Here is a 20,235-nt window from a genome sequence, read left to right on the forward strand (position 1 = left end):
GATGGCGGGCCCTCTCCCACGCGCGGCCGGGGCCGCGGCCGGCGGGGGTCTTCACCCCCAGCTCGGCACGGAGCCGGAGGACGAGCATGAAGCGGAGGGTGTGGTGTTCCGGGGCGACCTTGCCGGCGCAAGGAGTTCATCGGACAAGCCGAGATGGCGGCGGAGTGCCTGTCGGCCGAGGGTTGTGACGGCAACGGCGCGCGTGGTCCCGACGGGAGTGATCCATCCTGTGCCGAACGCGTGACGGCACAGGGCGGCACCGACGGCGCCGGCCAGGTGGGGGCGGCGTTCGGTCCAGTCCAGGCACGACCGCACCGACGGCCGGCGCGTGCCGGTCGGGACGGTGATGCCGAGATCTTCGAGCCAGGTCGCTCCGGCGCTGGTGAGCCCGAGTCCGTGCTCCAGGTCCAGCAGCCTCCGCTCGAGCATCGCATCGGTGATGGCGACCCCGACGGTCCCGGCAAGGTGGTCGTAGCAGGTGCGGGCGTGGGCGAGGGCCTGTCGGCGGCCGGCTGCCGACAGGGAACGGGGTGGCGGGGTGCGCTCGGGCGCCATCGCGGCGAGGCTCTCGACCAGCTCGGCGACGTGCGGACCGGCCAGACGCACGTAGCGGTGGCGGCCCTGCCGTTCCTCGGCCAGCAGGTTTCCGCGGACGAGCGCGTGCAGGTGCTCAGTCGCGGTCGAGGGCGCCACCCCCACATGACGTGCCAATTCCGTCGCTGTCCAAGCCCGGCCGTCGAGCAGGGCCAGACAGAAGCCTGCCCGCGTGCCGTCGGCCAGAAGCTTCGCCACGGTAGCCAGGTCGGGACCGGCTACATGTGCGCGCTGCATGTCCATGCGGTCCATTATCGCCGGGGACACTTCGGCCCCGGCCGAAACAACCGGACCCTAGGCTGCTCGCCATGAACACGGCACCTCCCAGCACCCTGCCCGCACAGACAGTCGCCACCCACCTGGAGATCGAGCCGAGCATCCTGTACTTCGGGACGCCGGTGGTGCTCCTGTCGACAGAGAATCAGGACGGCTCGTTCAATATCGCCCCGATATCCTCCGCATGGGCCCTCGGGCGGACGGTTGTGATCGGGCTGGGCCGTGAGGGGCAGACCGCGTACAACCTCGGCAGCCGCCCCGACCTGGTCATCAGCCTGCCGGCCCCCGCCCAGTGGCCGGCGGTGGAGCGGCTGGCGCCGCTGACCGGCCGGAATCCCGTGCCCACGACAAAGCCCGAGGGCTGCCGCTTCGAGCCGGACAAGTTCGCCGCAGCCGGCCTGACCAGCAATCCGTCCCATCTGGTCCGGCCGCCTCGCGTGGCCGGATGCCCGATCCAGTTGGAGGCCCGCGCCGAGCGGGTGCAGCCGGATGTTTCGGGGGACTTCGTCATCGTCGAGGCCGTCGTATGCAAGGTGCACGCCGACTCCCGCATCGTCGTCCCGGGCACCGACCACATCGACCCCGCCGCCTGGAGCCCCCTCATCTACAACTTCCGCCACTACTTCGGACTCGGCCCGGAACTCGGCCACTCCTACCGCACCCAGACGCCCCGCAACTTCGAGGGGCCTGCCGCAGAGCCTGCACTCGCCGACACAGCGCCCAACTGAGATCAGGCGGCCTGGCCTTCAGGGCTTCAAGATCAACTCATTGCCCCTTCGACCCGTATCCGGGTCACACCCCACCCTGCTCAGGCGAGCAGCAGGAACAGGCGCGAAGCCCTTGAGTTCCTGCGGCAACGCGCCGCGGGCCCACAAGATGCGGGGCGTTCTCCTCCCCCTCCGTCATGAGCAGGTGTTTCTCCGCGCCGCACCGCCAGGAACACCGGGATCGGCGCGTCACATCCGGCCGGCGGCGCGAGCGGAGGGATCGTGGGAACGGAACGACTCCCCGCCCGGGGACGGAGCGAGCAGAGGAGAACGCTGTGCGGGCGACGTTCATGCTGGGACGGATCGCCGGGGTCCGGATCGGGGTCCATTGGAGCGTGCTGTTCATCTTTGCGATCATCGCGTTCGGGCTCGCTCAGGGCCGGCTCCCGCAGGCATACCCGGACCGGGCCTGGGCTCTGTACTGGGTGGCGGGGCTTGCCGCTGCCGCGGTCTTCTTCGCCTCCCTGCTCGCTCATGAGCTGGCGCACGCCGTCGTGGCCCGGCGCAACGGGGTCGATGTGGACGACATCGTCCTGTGGCTGCTCGGCGGGGTGGCCCGGTTGCGGTCGGAGGCGTCGAGTCCGGCCGCGGAACTGCGCATCGCAGGCATCGGCCCGCTCGTCAGCCTCCTCCTCGGAGGGCTCTTCACGCTGGGCTCCTGGCTGCTCCATGTGGCCTCCGCGCCGGGGCTCCTGACCGAGGTGGTGGCGTGGCTGGCGGGCATCAACCTGCTGCTCGCCGTCTTCAACGCCATGCCCGCCGCTCCGCTCGACGGTGGTCGGCTGCTGCGCGCCTTCCTGTGGTGGCGTACGGGAGACCGGCTGCGGGCGACCGCCGGGGCGACTGCGGCGGGCCGCGTTCTCGGATGGCTGCTCGCCGTGCTGGGGCTCGTGGTCTTCCTGAGAAGTGGCGCGTTCGCAGGGCTCTGGCTGGCGCTGATCGGCTGGTTTCTCGTCGCGGCCGCCACCGCGGAGGGGCGGCAGGCGCAGCTGCGCGGTCTGCTGGCCGGGGTGCCGGTGCGGGACGCCATGACGCCGCATCCGGTCACGGTGCCTGTCGGTATGACGGTCGCGGAGTTCCTGGCCGCTCCGCCGTACCGGTACCGGCATTCGGCGTTCCCGGTGACCGACAGCGACATGGCCCCGATCGGGCTGATGACGCTGGACGGCGCCAAGCACGTGCCACGGCAACCAGGCGCCGCGGTAACCGTGGGCGAGGTGATGGTGCCACTGTCGCAGGTCACCGTCGTGCGGCCGGACGAACCGCTGGCGGACCTGCTGCCCCGCATGGAGCCCGGCGCCGAGCACCGGGTCCTGGTCGTGGACGAGGGCACACTCGTCGGGATCCTGTCCCTGTCGGACGTCAGCCGTACTGTGGCGTGGCTGATGAACGCCGCTCCACCGCGGCGCGACGGCTTGTGAGCGCAGGCGGTGCGCCGGCCCCCGGTCGCAGCCGTCGGCTTGCCGACGCGGCCGAGGGGGCGGGGAGAGCAGGCGTGGCCCGGTATCCATCCGGGTCTGCTCCTGGATCAGGCCGGTTGAGCGGCCACCTCTCATGCGCGCGGCCTACTGCCGGGCCATGTGCATGCGCATCTCGCTGTGCGGGTCGGTGATCAGTTCGCCGGACAGATCGATCGTGACCTCGTGCAGTGTGCCGGTGAAGGCGAAGGGCGAGGGGTAGTCGTCGGTGACGGGGGATCCGGGGTTGGCACCGCAGGCCGTGCTGCCGGGGTTGAACAGTACGGGTGTGGTGACGGGGAAGTCCGCCTCGGCGGCGAGTTGGCGGTCGATGTAGAGCTGTGCCCTGCCCGGGGCCCCCTTGCCGTGCGGGATGTCGGGTTCGCCGGTGGGTTCGAACTCGAAGCGCAGTTGGTGGCGGCCTTCGGGGACCGTGTCCGTGGACCGGAGGTGGTACACGTCCCGGTGCACGTAGTTGTGGGCGTAGTGCAGGTACCCGTCCTTGAGGTAGAGGGAGAAGCCGCCGGCGCCGGTGCCCTGGCACAGCAGGACGCCTTCGGCCCCGCCGGTGGGGATGCCGACGTCGGCGGTGATGCTGTGGGGGCGGTTGACGATGCGGGGCGAGGCTTCCCTGGGCAGGGTCTGGGTGCCGGGGCGCAGGGTGTAGCTTGTGCGGGCCTCGGCGATCTGGGGCCGGTGGATCATGGCGCGTTCCAGCAGGCTGCCGTCGATGGGCAGCACGTGATACTTGCCGGCTTCCACGTACCACAGGGAGATCATCTCGATGAGCTTGCTGCGGTTGTCCGCAGCGAGGTCCCGGGTCTCGGCGAAGTCCTCGTCGATGTGGTAGAGCTCCCAGTGACGCGCGTCCAGGTCGTCAAGGTTCTGCGCGGTGAGGGGAGTGCCGTACGGCTTGCCCGCCTCCGTGAAGGACGGCCCCGGCCAGGGGCAGACCGCGCGCCAGCCGTCGTGGTCGATGGCACGGTGGCCGAACATCTCGAAGTACTGGGTGTGGTGGCTGGTCGGCGCCGAGGCGTCGTCGAAGGTGGCGGTGAAGCTCACTCCGTGCAGCGGGGATTGGGTCACGCCCTTGATGACCGGCGGAGGTTCGACGCCCAGCGCGTCGAGCACGGTGGGCACCATGTCGATCAGGTGCGCGTACTGGGTGCGGACCTCTCCCCGCGCGGTGATGCCCCGCGGCCAGTGGACGAGGAAGGGGTCGCTGGCGCCGCCGCGGTAGGTCTCGCGCTTCCACCGTCTGAAGGGGGTGTTGCCCGCCCAGGTCCAGCCCCAGGGATAGTGGTTGAAGGTCTTCGGGCCGCCGAGGTCGTCGATCTGGCGGAGGCTGTCCGCGATCGGCTCGGGCGCGTTGTTGAAGAACTGCGCCTCGTTGGTGGTGCCGGTCACGCCGCCCTCGGAGCTCGCGCCGTTGTCGGACACCACCATGATCAGGGTGTTGTCGAACTCGCCGATCTCCTTGAGGAAGGCAAGTAGCCGGCCGATGTGGTGGTCGGTGTGGGTGAGGAAGCCGGCGTAGACCTCCATCATCCGTGCGGCCAGCCGTCGTGCGTCCGGCGGGAGGGATTCCCAGTCCGGCACATCCGGATCATGGCGGGAGAGTTGCGCGTCGCCGGGGGCGACGCCGAGTTCCTTCTGCCGGGCGAAGGTCTTTTCCCGGTAGGCGTCCCAGCCGTGGTCGAAGCGGCCCCGGTAGCGGTCGGCCCACTCCTTGGGGACGTGGTGGGGGGCGTGGGTGGCGCCGGTGGAGAAGTTCAGGAAGAACGGCTTGTCGGGGGCGACCTGCTTGGCGTCGGCGATGAATGCCATGGCCTTGTCGGTGAGGTCGGGCGTCAGGTGGTAGCCCTGCTCAGGTGTGGCGGGCGGGGGGACTTGGTGGTTGTCGTAGACCAGGTCCGGATACCACTGGCTCGTGTCACCGCCCAGGAAGCCGTAGAACCGCTCGAAGCCCCGGCCGAGGGGCCAGCGGTCGTAGGGCCCGGCCGCCGACTCCTGCTCGGAGGGGACCAGGTGCCACTTGCCGATCATGTAGGTGTTGTAGCCGTTGAGGAGCAGCATCTCTGACAGGAAGCCGTTCTCGAACGGGATCTGCGCGTGGTAGCCCGGGTATCCGGTCGCGATCTCCGTGACCGCCGCCATCGCGTTGGCGTGGTGATTGCGGCCCGTGATGAGGCATGACCGCGACGGTGAACACAGCGCCGTCGTATGCATGTTGTTGTACAGCAGCCCGTTCTGGGCCAGTGAGTCGAGGTGCGGGGTCGCGATCGGGCTGCCGTAGCAGCCGAACTGTCCATAGCCTGTGTCGTCCAGCACGATGAACAACACGTTCGGCGCGCCGGGAGCCGCACGCAGGGGTTGCGGCCAGGCGGGGACGGACTCCTCCACGGTCCGTCCGATCACCCCGGGAAACGCCGCCCCTCGGCGGTACTCCTTCGGTGACGGCTGCTGTGACATGGGTACCTCCGTGCCACCGGCCCGCCGCGCACGACGCGGCGCGGTACGTTACGGCAGGCCGGCCCAGGAATGTGCAGAAGCGAGAATGCACGCTTTTCCCCCACCCGCCCGCGTCGCCCCGGGAGGGTGCCGCTCGGGCGGGAACCGTACTCAGGAACGCGTGCCCATTCCTGGGGAGACGGCCCCGCCTGGTCCGGACCGGCGCTGTGGCATGGGTTACACGAACCACACTAGGCTGAACGTGTCACTGGGGCATCCCATACGGACCGCAGTCCGCCGTGACACCCGGCAGCCCAGCGGAAATCAGGGTCAGAGGGACTGCCGGTAACCAAAGAACTCGTGGTCCTCGTTGTAGCCGCCGAATCCGCTGCCGATGTCGGAGAAGTCGGCGACGAACTCGATCGCCTTGATCCACTTGACCTGCTTGAAACCGAGTTCGACCTCGTTCCGCAGCCGCAGCGGGGCACCATGACCGTACGGGAGCGCCCGGTCGTTCATGCCGTAGGCGAGCATGGCGAGTTTGCTGTGCATGTGCTCAACGGGATGGACGTCGTAGTAGGTACCGCCGTCGGCGCCTTCCCCCAAGGAGTAGAAGACCACCCACTTGGCCTGCGGGTCGGGCACGACCAGGTCGAGAATCACGGACATGGAAACGCCTGTCCACTTGGCGACTCCCGACCATCCCTGAATGCAGAAGTGCTGCGTGATCTGCTCATGGACGGGCAGTTTCCGCAAGTCGCCGAGGGACAGCTCGGCCGGGTGGGCAACCAGGCCGCCGATGCGCAGCCGGTAGTCGGCGAACCCGCCTTCTTGCAGGGCCTTGTACTCGGCGGAGTCGGGGTAGCGGCCGTTGTGCCAGAAATAGGGAGAGAGGTCCTTTTCGGTGTAGGCGCCGGGGCGGACGTCCACATGCTCGAACCAACGTTGTACACCGTCGATGAGGGCGTAGCCGACGCGCTGTACGACCCGCGGATGGCGCAGAGTGAACGGTGTCGCAACGACCCATCCGGCAACGACCACCGCCATCCATCCGAGGAAGATCCAAAATCCCAGCCAGCTGTTGTCGTTGCGGCCGCTGCTGATGAGATTGAGGTTGGTGAGGAGCCCGGTGGTGAAGACCAGGCCGACATGGATCACGATGAACAGCAGGAACCAACTGAAGACCAGGAAATGCAGCGACCGCGCGGTCTGGACGCTCAGCACCCGGCTGATCCGCCGGAACCGGGTCGACAACGCCGGCGACATGCCCAGCCCAGTGATGAGAGCCAGGGGCGCCGCGACGAAAACGGTGACGAAGTAGGTCAGCTGTTGCAGCCCGTTGTAGGCCACCCAGCTGTCGTTCCGCGGCCAGTCCAGCGACAGGTACTGGACGGCTGCCGACAAGGCGTCGGGGAACACCGTCCAGCCCGTGGGGACCAGGCGTTTCCACTGCGGGGTGACGAAGAGCAGCACGTAGAAGACAAGTCCGTTGAGAAGCCACAGCGTGCTCACTCCGAGGTGCCACCACCGGGCCAGGCCGATCGAGTGCCGGATCCCGGGCAGCGCGACCTGGCCGGGCAAGCTGATGGAGTCCTGCTTCGCGGTCCACAGCGGGTCGGCGGGAACAGGCTTTTGGATACGGAACCATTCCCGTCCCGGGGTGCAGTGCCGGGTCCAGTACAGGCGCGGATGGTCGCTCAGAATCTGCAGCCCCGACCGCAGGATGAACAGGATGAAGAACAGGTTGAAGAAGTGCGACCCGCGAGCCCACGCCGGAAGGCCCGCGTCATCGTCATGGGCCGCGACGGGGCCAGTGCCGGGATGCTCGGTGATGAACTGCTGGACCGATGGCATGCCCCGCAGCCCCTTGGCCGCGGCGACGCATACCAGCAAGACAAAGGAGCCGAGCGGGAGCAGCCACAGCAGGTTGAACCACCGGTTGCCCAGGCGCACCCTCGGCGCCACCCCGCCCGCCGCCGGCACCGAGCCCGCCCACGTCACCACATCGATGACATCCGTACCCTCCGTCAGCCCCGAGCGGAAGCCAGATGGGAACCGGTCGGAGGCCCCCGACGCGTGCGGACGGTCCTCCGCACCCGGCGAACCCGCCTCGTCCGACACAACCCTCAGCCTCCCAAGGCGCGCGTCCAGGCCCTCGCTCCGCATGCCGTCAACAGAGCCCTCCACCGGCTCCAGCACCCTCGTGCGCGGCGGAACTTCCTCTCCTCGCCCGGACCGACGGGACGAGGGACTTGGCGACCAGGGTGCAGCTGACCCGGTGGATCGCCGGCCAGCCACTTCCGTGACCAGAGCGTCCCGGTGTCCTCAAGGACCATGGGTACGGACTTCAGCGTGGCACGGCCAATCGGCCCCACCGCAGCTCCTACGCTCGGCATCGGTGTGTCTCACCCATTCGCGCGCCGCACACGGCAACGGCTCCGGAGGCGGCCCCCGAAGGACTTCCGGAGCTGACCACTGAGGCACCGCGACTACGTGGTGGGGCTCGATGTTCTTGGCCGGGGGCCTGATCCGCCTGCGCAGGGGCGGTACCAGGAGCCCGCCGCACTCGCCCGCCGTCTGCGGCCCGACGAGATGGCGGAGTGGGCGTACCTGGCGGAACCGCGGTCGGCCGTCGCCCAGGACTGCTGCGGGGAGGTGTTCCGCCGCCGTCGCGACGCCGAGGCTTCATGCGTTGCGCGCCCTCGGTACGCACCTCCCAGGGGCGACGGCCGCCCCGTCCCGGCGCCGCGGTACGGAGAAGCGCAGCACCCGCAGGAGTACGATGGAACAGCACGTTTGCGCACTTTGAGTGCAGATGTCATGACGTCTCCGATGTCGGAGCGGAAGCATGATCGCAGGCAAGAAGGACAAGTCCGAGGCAGACCGGCGCCCCGGCGGCGAAACGGCCGCCGAACGGCGCGGCGCCGCTCGGTCCGACGGTGGCGCCGCTCGGTCCGGCAACCGTACCGGCGGCACCGGCGGGAAGCCCGCCAAGGACCGCGTGACGGCCGCGCAGGCCATGCGGTACGCGGTCGAGCAGCTTCAGGAGCTGCTGGGACGGCCCCCCGAAAGCGTCTCCACGGTCAAGCCGACCGATGAGGGCTGGGAAGCGGCCGTGGAGGTCGTGGAGCTGGAGCGTGTTCCCAGTACCACGAGCGTGATGGCGAGCTACCGGGTGACCCTGGACGGAGAAGGCGGACTGCTGGCCTACGAGCGCGTCCGCCGCTACACCCGAGGACAGATCGACTCGCGTATGTAGGACCTGACCTGGCCATTCCGGTGGACCGTCCACTGCGTGGACGGTGCGTTCACCGAGCGAACGGTACGGCCACCTCTGTGTGACCGGGAAGAGGCCCGCTGAAGGGAGCTACCGTGACTGTGGTGCCGCAAAGCGGAGGAGCCGTCGCCCGAGGAGGTGGGGCGAGTTCCGGAAATCTGTACGACATCCTCGATCTGATCCTGGACCGTGGCCTGGTCATCGACGCCTTTGTGCGCGTCTCGCTGGTGGGCATCGAAATCCTCAAGATCGACGCCCGCGTCGTCGTATCGAGCGTCGACACATATCTGCGCTTCGCGGAGGCGTGCAACCGCCTCGACCTGGAGGCCGGTGCCAAGAAGCCCGAGCAGCTGACGGATCTCGTCGGCGACATCACCGAAGGCGGCTCGCGCGGCAAGGCCAAAGGCGCCCTGAGCGGAGCGGCGGAGGCCATCACCGGGGCGCTCAGGGAAGGGAGCGAGGCGAGCGAGGAGGACGACGAACGGGAGAAGGAACCGGTGCGGAAGCAGTCCCGGCCGACACGTCGCCCGACCCGGCGCCGGGAGGGATGAGCCATGGCCGTGTACGTCTATTCCGTCGTCGCGACCACGCATCCGCAACGTCTGGACGATCTGACGGGTGTCGGTGACCCGCCGGCCACCTTGCGCACGGTGAGCAACCGGAAGCTGACGGCCGTGGTCAGCGACGCCCCGGAGAATCTGCGCCCCAAACGCCGTGACCTCACCGCGCACCAGGACGTCCAGGAGCGCCTGATGGCCGACGGTCCCGTCCTGCCCCTGCAGTTCGGCTTCACGGCCGCGGATGACGAGGCCGTCCGTGCGGTGCTGGAGGAGCACGCCGACGCGTTCTCGGAACGGCTGCGGGCGGTGAAGGGCTGCACCGAGTACCACCTCAAGGCCGCGCAGGACGAGGACGCGATGCTGCGCCGGGTACTTGAGGAATCCGACGAGGCACGGTCGCTCAACGAGCAGATCAGAGGCGGCGCGAACGACCCGGGGCTGCCGCTCGCCCTCGGCGAACTGGTCGCACAGGAGGTGCAGGCCCGTCAGGAACAGCTCGCCGCCTCCGTCCTCAAGGCGTTGCGTCCGCTCGCCCGCGAGGAAAGCGCGTCGCCGGCGACCGGAAACGACTTTCTGAACGTCTCCTTCCTGGTGGCCCGGGACGACGAAGAGGAATTCCGTACCTCGGTGCAGAAACTGGCAGCGGAGTTGGGCGCCGATTTCGATCTGCGGCTGCGCGGTCCGCTGCCCGCCTACAGTTTCGTCTAAGGAGCCTCCCATGGGCCTGTTGACACAGATCGCCACCCTTCCGCTGGCACCGGTGCGCGGCGTGGTGTGGGTCGTGGAACGCGCGGTCGAGGCCGCGGAGGAGCACTACTACGACCCCGAGCCCGTCGAGCGGGAACTTGTCGCCCTGGAGCAGCGCCTCCTCGCGGGCGAGATCGACGAGGCGGAATTCGACCGGCGCGAAGACGAATTGCTGGACCGGCTCGAAGAGATCCGGGCGCACTTCCAGCCCGACCCCGACCGCGACCCCAGGTGATGCCGCCGTGACCGCGCCTGTCCCCCGGAGAATGAGTGAGTCCCCGTCCAGGGCCGCCTCCTACGGCCAGGGCTCGTCGGCCAATCTCGCCGACATCCTGGAACGGGTGCTGGACAAAGGCATCGTCATCGCGGGCGACATCCAGATCAACCTCCTCGACATCGAACTGCTCACCATCAAGCTGCGCCTGCTGGTCGCCTCGGTGGACAAGGCGAAGGAGATGGGCATCGACTGGTGGGAGCGTGACCCCGCGCTCTCCTCACGCGCCTCCGACGGATCCCGTTCGCTCGCCGAGGAGAACAAGCGGCTGCGCGCGGAGGTCGAGGCGCTGCGGGAAGCCACCGAGCTTCCGCCGACCGAGGACACGGAGGTCCGCCAGGCCCGTCAGCTCGGCTCCCTCACGTCACGCGGCGAGCGGGCCGAGCCCGAGAAACGCGGCGAGAGGCGGGATGAGGCATGACCGAGGCCGTCACGTATGCGTACGCCGTCGCGCGGGACGACGACGGCACACTGGAGACGGAGCTGTCCGAACTGTCCGGAGTGGCGGACGCGCCGGTGCGCCTGGTGCGCGCGGGGCAGAGCGATGACGTGGTCGTCGCGGTGAGCCCGGTGCCCGCACAGGACTTCCGGGAAGAGGCGCTGCACGCGCATCTGGAGGACATGGACTGGCTGGAGGCGATCGCCCGCGCCCATCACCGGGTCGTCGAGGCGATCGCCGCCCACGAGACCGTCCTGCCGCTCCGGCTGGCCACGGTCTATCTGGACGAGGAACGGGTGCGGCTGATGCTCACGGACGGCCGGGAGGCGTTCGCCGCCCGGCTGGCCGAGTTGGCCGGGCTGGTGGAGTGGGGCGTCAAGATCTATGTCGAGGACGCACCGGCCGCCGCAGACCCCGCCGCGCCGGCCACCGAAGCGGGCCTGAGCCCGGGGCGCGCCTACCTCAGCCACCGGAAGGCCCAGCGCCACGCCCGCGAGGACGCGTACCGCGCGGCCCAGCAGGTGGCCCGGGACGTGGAGGCCGCCGCCCGCCGCCATGCGGTCGCCCGGGCCCGGCACCGGCCGCAGCAGGGCGAGCTGGCCCGCGATCCGGGCGCGAACGTCGTCAACGACGCCTATCTCCTCCCCCGGCAGGCCGCCGACGCGTTCTGCGCCGAGGTGCTGCGCGCCGCGGAGGAGGCACCCGGCGTCCGGGTCGAGGCCACCGGGCCGTGGGCCCCGTACTCCTTCGCCACCTCCCTCGAAGCCGAACCGGCGAAGAAGGCCGCGCCATGAGCACCGCGCGGGAACCGGCCACGGTGGAAGGGCCGTTGCCCGACCGGCAGATCGCGTTGATCGACCTGCTGGACCGGCTGCTCAGCGGTGGCGTGGTCCTCACCGGTGACCTCGTGCTGTCGATCGCCGACATCGACCTGGTGCGCGTCTCCCTGAACGCGCTGATCGCCTCCATCAGCGAGCAGAGCCCCGTCCCCTGGACCGCAGACCTCCCCCTCCGTGACGACCATGAGGGATGAAGGCCGCGACCCCCGCGATCGCTTCGACGATGTCGCCGACGCGGCAACCCGCGCGTTCCGCCTGCTGCCCGCGGCGCCCCAGGACGAGGCCCCTTCCGCCCGTCCGGAAGCGCACCGGGCCGCACACCGGATCGCCGCCGACCCCGAGACCGTCGAACGGGGCCTGCTCAAGCTTGTCCTCACTCTCGTCGAGCTGCTGCGGCAGCTCATGGAGCGGCAGGCCCTGCAACGGGTGGAGGCCGGAGACCTCACCGGGGAACAGGAAGAGCGACTGGGTGCGACCTTGATGCTCCTCCACCGCCGTATGGAGGAACTGTGCGCTCAATACGATTTGACGATGCAGGATCTCAATCTGGACCTGGGGCCTCTCGGGCCGTTGTTGCCGCCACAGGAATAGCCAGGGAAAGGAGGGCCGGAAGAATTCAGGTAGTCGGGCCGAAGCCCCGGAAGTGTCCTCGGCCCGGTTCTCTCTCCGTCCTTGAGAGGCACTCATGGATGACTGTACGAAAGTCTCCCTCGCTGCCGCCGTCGCAGCCGGGTACGTCCTGGGCAGGACGAAGAAGGGGAGGCTGGCCATCGGCCTCGCCTCCCTGATCGCGGGCCGGGAACTCCCCCTCAACCCGCGGGAAGCCATCCGCCTGGGCCTGCGCAAGCTGGCGCAGAACCCTCAGCTCGCGCCGCTCGTCGAGCAAGCCCGGAGCGAGGTGCTGGAGGCCGGGCGGACGGCGCTGTCGGCGACCGCGAACCGCCGCCTCGAAGCCGTTGCCGACGCCCTTGAACAGCGCACCAACACCTTGCTCGGGCCTTTGGAGGCGGAAGACGAAGAAGCGGCGGACGAAGAGGAGGAGGCCACGGCGGACGAAGGGGCCGAGGACGGGGGGCGGGAAGAGGAGACGGAGCCGCAGGAAGAGGAAGAACCGCGGCGTCGCCCGAAGAAGCGACCGGCCGCAGCGGCGAAGAAGAGCTCTGCCGGGAAGACACCGGCCAAGAAGACGACAGCCGGGAAATCGACCCCCGAGAAGGCGGCCGCGAAGAAGCGCCCGAGCCGCGACACTCGCAGGAGGTAGCTCTCATGGCCAAACAGGAGCGCGGCCCCACGGACAAGAACATCTCCGGCCTGGGCCAGGTGAAGGAGAAATTGTCCGACTACGTTGCGGCCCAGGGACAGCGGGTGATCGATTCGGCCACCGGAAAGCTGAGCGACCTCGCGCAGAGTCTCGAAAACGCGGCTGAGGGCGGCGGGGAGGACCTCCTCGACATCGGGAAGCGGGTGCTCGGCGGCGAGAATCCGGTCACGGCATTCGTGGGCCAAAAGGCCGGCGCGATGAAGGACAAGGTCGTGGATTCGGTCAAGAGCGCCTTCGGAGGCGCCGGCGGAAAGTCCGGAAGCGTCAAGGTGACCAATATCGTCGAGACCGTCGACATCGGCGTGCCCCTGCGTACGGCGTACGACCGCTGGACGGAGCTCGAGGAGTTCAGCTCCTTCACCAAAGGCGTCACCAGCGTTTCGCAGCGCGACGAGGTCGAAAGCGACTGGAAGCTGAAAGTCGCCTTCTCCCACCGCAGTTGGCACGCGACCGTCCAGGAACAGGTGCCCGACGACCGCATCGTGTGGACGTCCGAGGGCGCCAAGGGAACCACCCACGGCGCCGTCAGCTTCCACGAACTCGCGCCGACCCTGACACGCGTCGTCGCCGTCGTCGAATACACCCCTTCCGGGTTCTTCGAGAAGACCGGCAACATCTGGCGTGCGCAGGGACGCCGCCTGCGGCTGGACCTCAAACACTTCCAGCGGTACGTCACCTTCGCCGACGACGAGGCCGAGGGCTGGCGTGGCGAGATCCGTGACGGAGAAGTCGTCCGCAGTCACGAAGAAGGGCTCGAGGACGACGAGGCCGAAGCCGGGGGCGCAGCGGGCCACGGCGGGGCGGACGACGACGAGTACGACGCCCGCGAAGCCGAAGGTGAGCCCGAGGAGGACGAGGAAGCCGAAGGCGAGCCCGAGGAGGACGAGGAGGAAGCGGGGGACGAGGACGAAGCGGAGGAGTGAGTGCGCCCGCCGCCCCCGTGCGCCGGGCAGAGCGGCAGGCGTGCCGCGCACGGTCACGCAGCGGGCGGCAGGGCCTCTCGCAGGGCGCTGGATCCCGCCTGCCAGGCGGTGAGGAGGTGGCGGGCGAGCCGGTCCTCGACCTGTCCGGTGGCGTGGATGCCGAAGGCCACATCGGGTTCGAGTGCGGGCTCCTCCTGCAACAGGCCCCCGATCACCTCGTGGCGGACCACCTGTTCGTGGACGGCGTCGGCCAGGACGTGTTCGGCGTAGAACCGTTCGGCCGCCGGCCCGGCGCCGGTGCGGTGCATGGCCTCGGTGAGGCGCCGGGCGGCGGGTGGCGAGGTGATCTCGACGGTGGCGAAGTGGCCGACGAGCGCCCCCCGCAGGCTGCGGTGCAGGCCCAGCAGGGACATCAGGTTGACGGTGGTGAGGGCTTCGGTCGGCGCCAGGTCGACGTAGTGGCCGTAGCCCGTCTCCAGACCGAGATCGGTCATGAGGTCGGCGAAGAGCCGGGCGTGGATGTCCTCCGCGCGTCCGGCGCCGAACTCGTCGAACTCGATGGCGGCCAGACCGGCTTTGGCGCGCCCGCACAGCCGGGGCAGGGCCCAGGCGTGCGGGTCGGCCTCCTTGAGGTGGTACAGCGACCGCAGCGCGGCGTACTCCCGCAGGTGGTCGAGGCCGCCCCGGTGGTGGAGGTAGCGGGAGACGTCGGTGCCGGTGTCGGCGGCGGGTTCGGCCAGCAGGGCGGTCAGCGTGTCCCTCAGGCCGGTCGCCGGGGCGCCGGCGCGCAGGGCCGCGAGGAACGTCTCCTCCAACGGGCGCCGCACCGCGAGGAGTTCCGGTTCCCATTCGAGGTCGTCGTCGACTCCGTCGAAGCCTCGGTAGTGGAGTTCGTAGAGGACGTACAGGGCGGTCTGCGGATCGGCGCCGTAGGGGTCGGCGCGGCGGATCGCCCCGTCGGAAGGGAGACGGCCCGTCCCCTCGCGCAGCCGGGAGACGACCGCTGCCGACAGCGGTCCGCGCGGCCGGGGAAGAGGCGGGGCGGCGGAGGCGGTCGTCATCGGTCGCCGCCCCGGTCGCAGCGGCAGGCCGCCGAAGACGCGGGGCTCCTGTCCGTATCGGGTGAGGGCTTCCTCTGCCGCCGGTGGCTGGTGTCGCACCACGGGTAACGGCGGCTGCGGCGGCAGGTGCACAGGGCCACGGCGAAGCGGTGCGAGACCCACACCTCCCCGTCGTCCCCGACCACCTCGACCGGGCCTTCCACCAGAATGGGTCCGTTGCGGACGAGAGTGACGCGGCGGGGCCGCTCAGGGCTGTTCGGCACGGATGATCACCAACTCCTCTGTCTCCTGCGCAGGGCTCAGCAGCCCCTGGCGGCGCAGCCAGCGGCTCCGGGAGCGCAGCACCGGGCCCAGGGGGACCGCTGCCCGGTCGCCCGCCGTCGCACGGAGCCCCGCCGCCGTCAGACGGGCGAGCGTGGCGTGGGGGCCGCACAGGGCGGAGTGCACCATCAGCAGCACGCCCCCGGAGCGCAGCACGCGCGGGGCGGCGTCGCAGATGCGGTCGATGTACAGCCGTCCGTCACATCCCGCGTCCCAGGCGCGGGCTCCGGGACGGGCGGACTGCCCGCCGGGGACGGGCACATAGGGCGGATTGGCCACGAGGACGTCGAAGGCGCGGTCGGCGAGCGCGACGGCCATGTCCCCGCGGTGGACGCGGACGTGGCGCCGGCACAGCCAGGCGTTGAGGCGGGTGGAGACCACCGCGGGCCAGGAGATGTCGACGGCGGTGACCCGGGCGCCGCGCCGTGCGGCCGCCACCGCGAGCACTCCTGTACCCGACCCGAGATCCAGGACCGTGCTTCCGGGCCGCACGCCCTCCCGGCCCAGGGCCCGCAGCAGAAGCCGGGTGTCTTCCTGGGGGACGTAGACGCCGGGCAGCGCCACCAGAGGGAGAAGGGAATCCGTGCGCATCTGCTGCCTCCGCACCGTGCGACCGGAGAGACCGGGACGGCTCTGGTCCGGTGGTCGTCCTCCCTCCATGGTGCTGACCTCCGGGTCCCGGAACCACTCGGCCGGTCGTGCGGCCGTCCACCGCGGTCCCTATGGTGGAAGGGACGGGCCGTACGGGATCCGCACGGGCGGGTGGACGCCATCCTCCCGCTGCTCACGGACGGTGACCCGCTGGGCGTCGAGGGATTCGCCACCCACCGGCTGCCGTTGGCGGACGGGCCGGAGGCGTACCGGACGTTCCAGGCCAAGCGCGACGGCATGGTCAAGACGCTGCTGCGGCCGTGAACCGCCGTCGCGGCACTGTCCGTGCGGTGTGCGCGTCCGCGACAGCCGTGGCAGGGCCCGATGCGGCGGAAGGGTGAGCGACAGTGCGCAGGACGACCGTTCGGCAGGAGCGGACCGTGCGGATCGACGAGACGGCGGTGCCCGAGCGGGCGCCGGTCTCCGCCGCCGTGGTGCGGTCCCTCGACCACGTGGGGCAGCTGACGGGCCTCGATCTGGTGGCGACCCCTCTCGCGCGCCTGGTGCGCGCCTTTCCCCTGGGACGTTTCCGCGACATCGCGCACGGGTTGCCGCTCGGCCACCCGCTGCACCCGGCCCTCGTCCTCCTGCCGCTCGGCAGCTGGCTGTCCGCGGCGGCGCTGGACACCGTGCCCGGTACGCGGCGTCCGGCGCGGTTCCTGGTGGGGGCCGGGGTCCTGACCGCGGCCCCGGCGGCGGTGACCGGCTGGCTGGACTGGGCGGAACTCCACGCGGAGCAGCGGCGCACCGGTCTGGTGCACGCGGTCGCCGGCTCCGCGGCGACCGCCCTGTACGCGGCGTCCTGGGTGGAGCGCGGCCGTGGCCGCACGGTGCGGGCCAAGGCGCTGGGTTTCCTCGGGCTGGCGGCGGCCGGCGCCGGCGGCATGATGGGCGGGCATCTGGCCTACCGGCAGGGTGCGGGCACCAACAAGGCCGCATCGGTGGCCCACCTGGTGGCGGACCGCTGGTACCCCGTCGGGCAGCTGGAGGACTTCCCCGTCGGGCGGGCGGTGCGCCGGATGGCGGGTGAGGTGCCCGTCCTCGTCGTACGGGAGGCCGACGGCCGGATGCTGGCCCTGGCGGACCGGTGCAGCCACCTCGCCGGGCCTCTTTCGGACGGGCGGATCTTCGCCGGGTGCGTGCAGTGCCCCTGGCACGCCAGTGTGTTCCGGCTGACCGACGGCGCCGTGGTGCGTGGCCCCGCGACGGCCCCGCAGCCGTCCTTCCGGGTCACGGTCCGCCCGGGCGGCGAGGTGTGTGTGGCCCCGTCCGACACCGTGTGACCTGCCGTTTCCGCACCGTGTGACCTTACGTGCCTACGGCGCCCGGGTCACCCGTCGCCGACGATGACGGCCTGTGGTGCCGCCTCCTTGACGCGGGTGGTGAGCCAGCCGATCTGGGTGGCCGTCTCCTCGCGGCAGTCGGTCGCCGCCGCCAGCAACTCGGGCTCCCGCAGGGCCTGCGCGATCTGTCCCAGAACGACCCATCGCAGGTGGGCGGCGTGAGCTTTGGCGTGGAGCAGGTACAGGTCGTCGAGGAGGTCGCGGTCGGGTGGCGGCGGGTGGCCGTCGGCGGCGCCCCGCTCGGCGGAGGGTGCGGCTGCGGGCGGCGGAAGGGCGGCGCCGAAGCGCTCCGCCCAGGCCCGGAGGCAGGCGGCGTGGCGGTCGCACTGTCCGGCGACCGTGCGGGCCGGGTAGTGCGTCCCCGCGTCGTCGGGGCGTCGCTGCGCCACGTCCCGGTAGGCGGCCGCCAGCGCGGTGACGTCGGCGTGGAGATGGCGCAGGAGGGTGTGGACGGAGTTCATCCCTGCTCCTTGCCGGAGATGCCGGACGGGCCGCCGCCGGCGGGCGGGGCACCGGCCGGTGCCCCGGCCGCCTTGCTCACCTGGACCGGCGTGACCTTGTACAGCGGCTGTTTGGAGACCGGGTCCCACTCGGTGCGGGTCAGTTCGTTGGCGGCACGCTCGTGCCGGTCCCCGTCCGGCTGGTCGAAATAGCCGTAGTGGAACGGCACGAAGACGAGGCCGGCTCGGTGGCCGCAGAGGACGGCGGGTGCCTCGACCGCACCGCGACGGGAGACGACCCGCACCACGTCCCCCTCGCCGATGCCACGGGGGCGGGCGTCGTCGGGGTGGATCTCCACCCACATCCGGGGCGCGGCGTCGTTGAGTTCGGGGACCCGCGCGGTCTTGGTGCGGGTGTGCCAGTGGTAGACCCGGCGACCGGTGGTCAGGCGGAGCGGATACGTCTCGTCCGGCGGTTCGTGAGGCGGCAGGTACGGCGCCGCTCTCAGGCGCGCCCGCCCGGCGGGGTCGTGGGCGCGGTAGGCGTCGGCGGTGTGCTGGGCACCGGTCGTCAGATCGTGTCCGTAGTCCTCGCAGCGGTCGGCGGAGGTGGGGAAGACATGGTCGGTGTAGAGGCGTTCGGTGCCGTGGGACGCGTCCTTGGGGTAGGGCCAGGGGGTGCCGCCGCCGTCGCGGAGCCGGGCGTAGGTGAGGCCGGACTGGTCGCACGGGCGCCCCTCGGTGAGGGCGATGAAGTCGTGCCAGGCGTCCTCCGGCCGGTCCCAGGAGGGCAGCGGGTGGCCGGCGCGGTCGGTCAGGCCCAGCCGGCGGGCGTAGTCGAGGAGGACGGCGAAGTCGCTGCGTGCCTCGCCGGGCGGATCGACGGCCTTGTGGGCCAGGTGGACGGTGCGGTCGGCGTTGGTGAGGCAGCCGGTCTTCTCGCCCCACAGGGCGGTGGGGAGCACGACGTCGGCGAGGGCGGTGGTCTCGGTGGGGAAGGCGTCCGAGACGACGAGGAAGAGCCCGTCGGCACCGAGGGTCCGACGGATCCGGGCGAGTTCGGGGAGGGAGACGGCGGGGTTGGTGCCGGTGATCCAGAGGAACTTCACCGTGCCCTCCGCACAGTGCCGGAAGATCTCCAGGGCGTGGGTGGACGGCGACCAGTGCGGGATGCGCAGCGGGTCGACGTTCCAGTGGTCCGCCAGGTGGCGGACGTGTGCCGGGTTCTGCCAGTTGAGGTAGGCGGGCAGCGAGCCGTCCGCGCCGGTCTCCCGGGTGTTCTCCGCCGTGGGCTGGCCGTTCATCTGGAAGACCGTGGCACCGGGCCGGCCGATCATGCCGCGCAGCAGATGCAGGTTGTTGACCTGGACGGCGGCGGCCGTGGCCTGGTGGGACTGGTAGACGCCCTGAAGGACGGTGGAGATCAACCGGCGGGAGCTGCCGAGGAGTTCGGCGGCGCGCCGGATGGCGCGGGCGGGGACTTCGCAGATCTCTTCGGCGCGGTCGGCCGGGCAGGCGGCGACGGTGGCGGCCAGTTCCGGGTAGCCGGTGGTGTGGGCGTCGACGAAGGCGTGGTCGACGCGGTCGTTGCGGATCACTTCGTGCAGCAGGGCGTTGAGCAGGGCCACGTTGGTACCGGGGCGGAGGGCGAGATGCACGTCGGCCTCGCGCGCCGCGGGGGTCATGCGGGGGTCGGCGACGATCAGGCGGGGCCGGTCCGGACCGTGCAGCCGGTCGAGCATCCGGGACCACAGCACCGTCTGCGTCTCGGCGACGTTGTGGCCGACGAGGAAGAGCGTGTCGCAGTGGTCGACGTCGGTGTACGAGCCGGGGTTGCCGTCGCTGCCGAAGCTCTCGATCAGCGCCCACTGGGCGGTGGCGGTGCACAGCCGGGTGTTGCCGTCCAGGTGGGGGGTGCCGATGCCGCCGCGGGCGATCACGGCCTGGGTGTAGTACTCCTCGGCGAGCAGCTGGCCACTGGTGTAGAAGGCCATGGCGAGCGGGCCGTGGTCGGCGAGGACGGCCTGCGAGCGGGCGGTGACGGCCGCCATGGCGGTGTCCCAGCCGACGCGCCGCAGCTCCCCGTCGATCCGCATCTGCGGGTGCAGCAGCCGGTCGTGGGCGCCGCCCGCCTGCCAGCCGAACAGGCCCTTCGGGCCGAGCCGTCCGTGGTTCACGCGGTCCTCGGGGCGTCCGCGCACCCCGACGATGCGCCCGTCGGCGACGGCGATGTCCAGCCCGCAGCCGTTGGAGCAGAGCACGCAGGCGGACGGCACCCAGCGTTCGACGCGTTCCTGCGGTACCGACAGACAGACGTCCGCGCGCAGCGGCCACATGCCGCCGGCGGGGTAGGGAGTCCGGTCGCCCCAGACGTCCCTGATCCGGTCGGCCATGAGGGAGTCCCTAAGAATGTGAGGCGGTCCGGGAGGACCGGGTGTGGCTGATGGGGGTCTGTCGTTGATGACTCGGAAGGAATGGCCGCCCGGTCCTCCGG

The 20,235-nt window shown here is 70.7% G+C and carries 21 protein-coding genes and 1 pseudogene; 14 read left to right on the forward strand and 8 right to left on the reverse strand.

The genetic code is table 11. The features are described 5' to 3' along the window. Window positions 1-51: 51 nt before the first annotated feature. Window positions 52-846 carry an ArsR/SmtB family transcription factor gene (locus ACF1BH_RS28480; protein ID WP_391647061.1) on the reverse strand — a complete coding sequence of 265 codons (795 nt, stop codon included), beginning with the start codon at window positions 844-846 and terminating at the stop codon, window positions 52-54. 56 nt (window positions 847-902) lie between these two features. Here ACF1BH_RS28480 and ACF1BH_RS28485 point away from each other — a divergent pair, with 56 nt between their 5' ends. Next, window positions 903-1,598, forward strand: coding sequence for a flavin reductase family protein (locus ACF1BH_RS28485; protein WP_391647063.1), 696 nt, complete (start codon window positions 903-905; stop codon window positions 1,596-1,598). Between the two features lie 314 nt (window positions 1,599-1,912). Continuing rightward, the gene (locus ACF1BH_RS28490) at window positions 1,913-3,058 is read left to right on the forward strand and encodes a site-2 protease family protein (protein WP_391647065.1); all 1,146 of its coding nucleotides are present in this window, start codon (window positions 1,913-1,915) and stop codon (window positions 3,056-3,058) included. A gap of 144 nt (window positions 3,059-3,202) precedes the next feature. Here the strand turns inward: ACF1BH_RS28490 and ACF1BH_RS28495 are convergent, their stop codons facing one another. Further along, window positions 3,203-5,566, reverse strand: a complete 2,364-nt coding sequence (locus tag ACF1BH_RS28495) for an arylsulfatase (protein WP_391647067.1) — start codon at window positions 5,564-5,566, stop codon at window positions 3,203-3,205. A gap of 309 nt (window positions 5,567-5,875) precedes the next feature. Beyond that, window positions 5,876-7,666, reverse strand: a complete 1,791-nt coding sequence (locus ACF1BH_RS28500; RefSeq protein ID WP_391647069.1) for a molybdopterin-dependent oxidoreductase — start codon at window positions 7,664-7,666, stop codon at window positions 5,876-5,878. A gap of 727 nt (window positions 7,667-8,393) precedes the next feature. Here ACF1BH_RS28500 and ACF1BH_RS28505 point away from each other — a divergent pair. The 10 genes from ACF1BH_RS28505 to ACF1BH_RS28550 all read left to right on the forward strand — a co-directional run bounded on the left by ACF1BH_RS28505 (window position 8,394) and on the right by ACF1BH_RS28550 (window position 13,925). Further along, window positions 8,394-8,804: a gas vesicle protein gene (locus ACF1BH_RS28505; RefSeq protein ID WP_391647071.1), complete on the forward strand. Its 411-nt coding sequence runs from the start codon at window positions 8,394-8,396 to the stop codon at window positions 8,802-8,804. Between the two features lie 113 nt (window positions 8,805-8,917). Further along, window positions 8,918-9,373, forward strand: coding sequence for a gas vesicle structural protein GvpA (locus ACF1BH_RS28510; RefSeq protein WP_391647073.1), 456 nt, complete (start codon window positions 8,918-8,920; stop codon window positions 9,371-9,373). Between the two features lie 3 nt (window positions 9,374-9,376). Further along, window positions 9,377-10,090: a GvpL/GvpF family gas vesicle protein gene (locus ACF1BH_RS28515; RefSeq protein WP_391647076.1), complete on the forward strand. Its 714-nt coding sequence runs from the start codon at window positions 9,377-9,379 to the stop codon at window positions 10,088-10,090. Between the two features lie 10 nt (window positions 10,091-10,100). Beyond that, on the forward strand, window positions 10,101-10,364 hold the full coding sequence (locus tag ACF1BH_RS28520; protein WP_391647078.1) for a gas vesicle protein GvpG: 264 nt from the start codon (window positions 10,101-10,103) through the stop codon (window positions 10,362-10,364). A 31-nt stretch (window positions 10,365-10,395) separates the two neighbouring features. Beyond that, window positions 10,396-10,824, forward strand: a complete 429-nt coding sequence (locus ACF1BH_RS28525) for a gas vesicle protein (protein ID WP_391647080.1) — start codon at window positions 10,396-10,398, stop codon at window positions 10,822-10,824. Continuing rightward, window positions 10,821-11,636, forward strand: coding sequence for a GvpL/GvpF family gas vesicle protein (locus tag ACF1BH_RS28530; protein ID WP_391647082.1), 816 nt, complete (start codon window positions 10,821-10,823; stop codon window positions 11,634-11,636). Before ACF1BH_RS28525 ends, ACF1BH_RS28530 begins: the two co-directional genes overlap by 4 nt. Next, on the forward strand, window positions 11,633-11,875 hold the full coding sequence (locus tag ACF1BH_RS28535) for a gas vesicle protein (protein WP_391647084.1): 243 nt from the start codon (window positions 11,633-11,635) through the stop codon (window positions 11,873-11,875). Before ACF1BH_RS28530 ends, ACF1BH_RS28535 begins: the two co-directional genes overlap by 4 nt. Continuing rightward, window positions 11,865-12,272 (forward strand): gas vesicle protein K, encoded by a 408-nt coding sequence (locus ACF1BH_RS28540; RefSeq protein ID WP_391647086.1) that lies wholly within the window; start codon window positions 11,865-11,867, stop codon window positions 12,270-12,272. Before ACF1BH_RS28535 ends, ACF1BH_RS28540 begins: the two co-directional genes overlap by 11 nt. A gap of 94 nt (window positions 12,273-12,366) precedes the next feature. Beyond that, complete coding sequence (locus ACF1BH_RS28545) at window positions 12,367-12,942, forward strand: hypothetical protein (protein WP_391647088.1); 576 nt, start codon at window positions 12,367-12,369, stop codon at window positions 12,940-12,942. Between the two features lie 5 nt (window positions 12,943-12,947). Next, the gene (locus tag ACF1BH_RS28550) at window positions 12,948-13,925 is read left to right on the forward strand and encodes an SRPBCC family protein (protein WP_391647090.1); all 978 of its coding nucleotides are present in this window, start codon (window positions 12,948-12,950) and stop codon (window positions 13,923-13,925) included. 53 nt (window positions 13,926-13,978) lie between these two features. Here ACF1BH_RS28550 and ACF1BH_RS28555 read toward each other — a convergent pair whose 3' ends face one another. From ACF1BH_RS28555 to ACF1BH_RS28565, 3 genes are read right to left on the reverse strand one after another with little or no spacing between them, the layout of a single operon-like run. Further along, window positions 13,979-14,986 (reverse strand): iron-containing redox enzyme family protein, encoded by a 1,008-nt coding sequence (locus tag ACF1BH_RS28555; protein WP_391647092.1) that lies wholly within the window; start codon window positions 14,984-14,986, stop codon window positions 13,979-13,981. Then, on the reverse strand, window positions 14,983-15,249 hold the full coding sequence (locus ACF1BH_RS28560; protein ID WP_391647094.1) for a CDGSH iron-sulfur domain-containing protein: 267 nt from the start codon (window positions 15,247-15,249) through the stop codon (window positions 14,983-14,985). The genes ACF1BH_RS28555 and ACF1BH_RS28560 overlap by 4 nt, the downstream gene beginning before the upstream one ends. After that, window positions 15,233-15,898 (reverse strand): HemK2/MTQ2 family protein methyltransferase, encoded by a 666-nt coding sequence (locus ACF1BH_RS28565; protein ID WP_391647096.1) that lies wholly within the window; start codon window positions 15,896-15,898, stop codon window positions 15,233-15,235. The genes ACF1BH_RS28560 and ACF1BH_RS28565 overlap by 17 nt, the downstream gene beginning before the upstream one ends. Before the next feature lie 171 nt (window positions 15,899-16,069). Between ACF1BH_RS28565 and ACF1BH_RS28570 the strand changes: the two are divergent. Both ACF1BH_RS28570 and ACF1BH_RS28575 read left to right on the forward strand, forming a co-directional pair. Then, window positions 16,070-16,222: pseudogene (locus ACF1BH_RS28570) on the forward strand (glutathione-dependent formaldehyde dehydrogenase); the annotation flags it as partial. A gap of 116 nt (window positions 16,223-16,338) precedes the next feature. Next, window positions 16,339-17,241 carry a Rieske 2Fe-2S domain-containing protein gene (locus ACF1BH_RS28575; RefSeq protein ID WP_391647098.1) on the forward strand — a complete coding sequence of 301 codons (903 nt, stop codon included), beginning with the start codon at window positions 16,339-16,341 and terminating at the stop codon, window positions 17,239-17,241. A 47-nt stretch (window positions 17,242-17,288) separates the two neighbouring features. Here ACF1BH_RS28575 and ACF1BH_RS28580 read toward each other — a convergent pair whose 3' ends face one another. Together ACF1BH_RS28580 and ACF1BH_RS28585 are read right to left on the reverse strand one after the other, a co-directional pair. Then, window positions 17,289-17,762: a hypothetical protein gene (locus tag ACF1BH_RS28580; protein ID WP_391647100.1), complete on the reverse strand. Its 474-nt coding sequence runs from the start codon at window positions 17,760-17,762 to the stop codon at window positions 17,289-17,291. Further along, window positions 17,759-20,134, reverse strand: a complete 2,376-nt coding sequence (locus ACF1BH_RS28585) for a molybdopterin oxidoreductase family protein (protein WP_391647102.1) — start codon at window positions 20,132-20,134, stop codon at window positions 17,759-17,761. Before ACF1BH_RS28585 ends, ACF1BH_RS28580 begins: the two co-directional genes overlap by 4 nt. Between the last annotated feature and the right edge of the window lie 101 nt (window positions 20,135-20,235).

It is taken from the genome of Streptomyces sp. NPDC014733 (genome assembly GCF_043083385.1).
Lineage (GTDB): Bacteria > Actinomycetota > Actinomycetes > Streptomycetales > Streptomycetaceae > Streptomyces.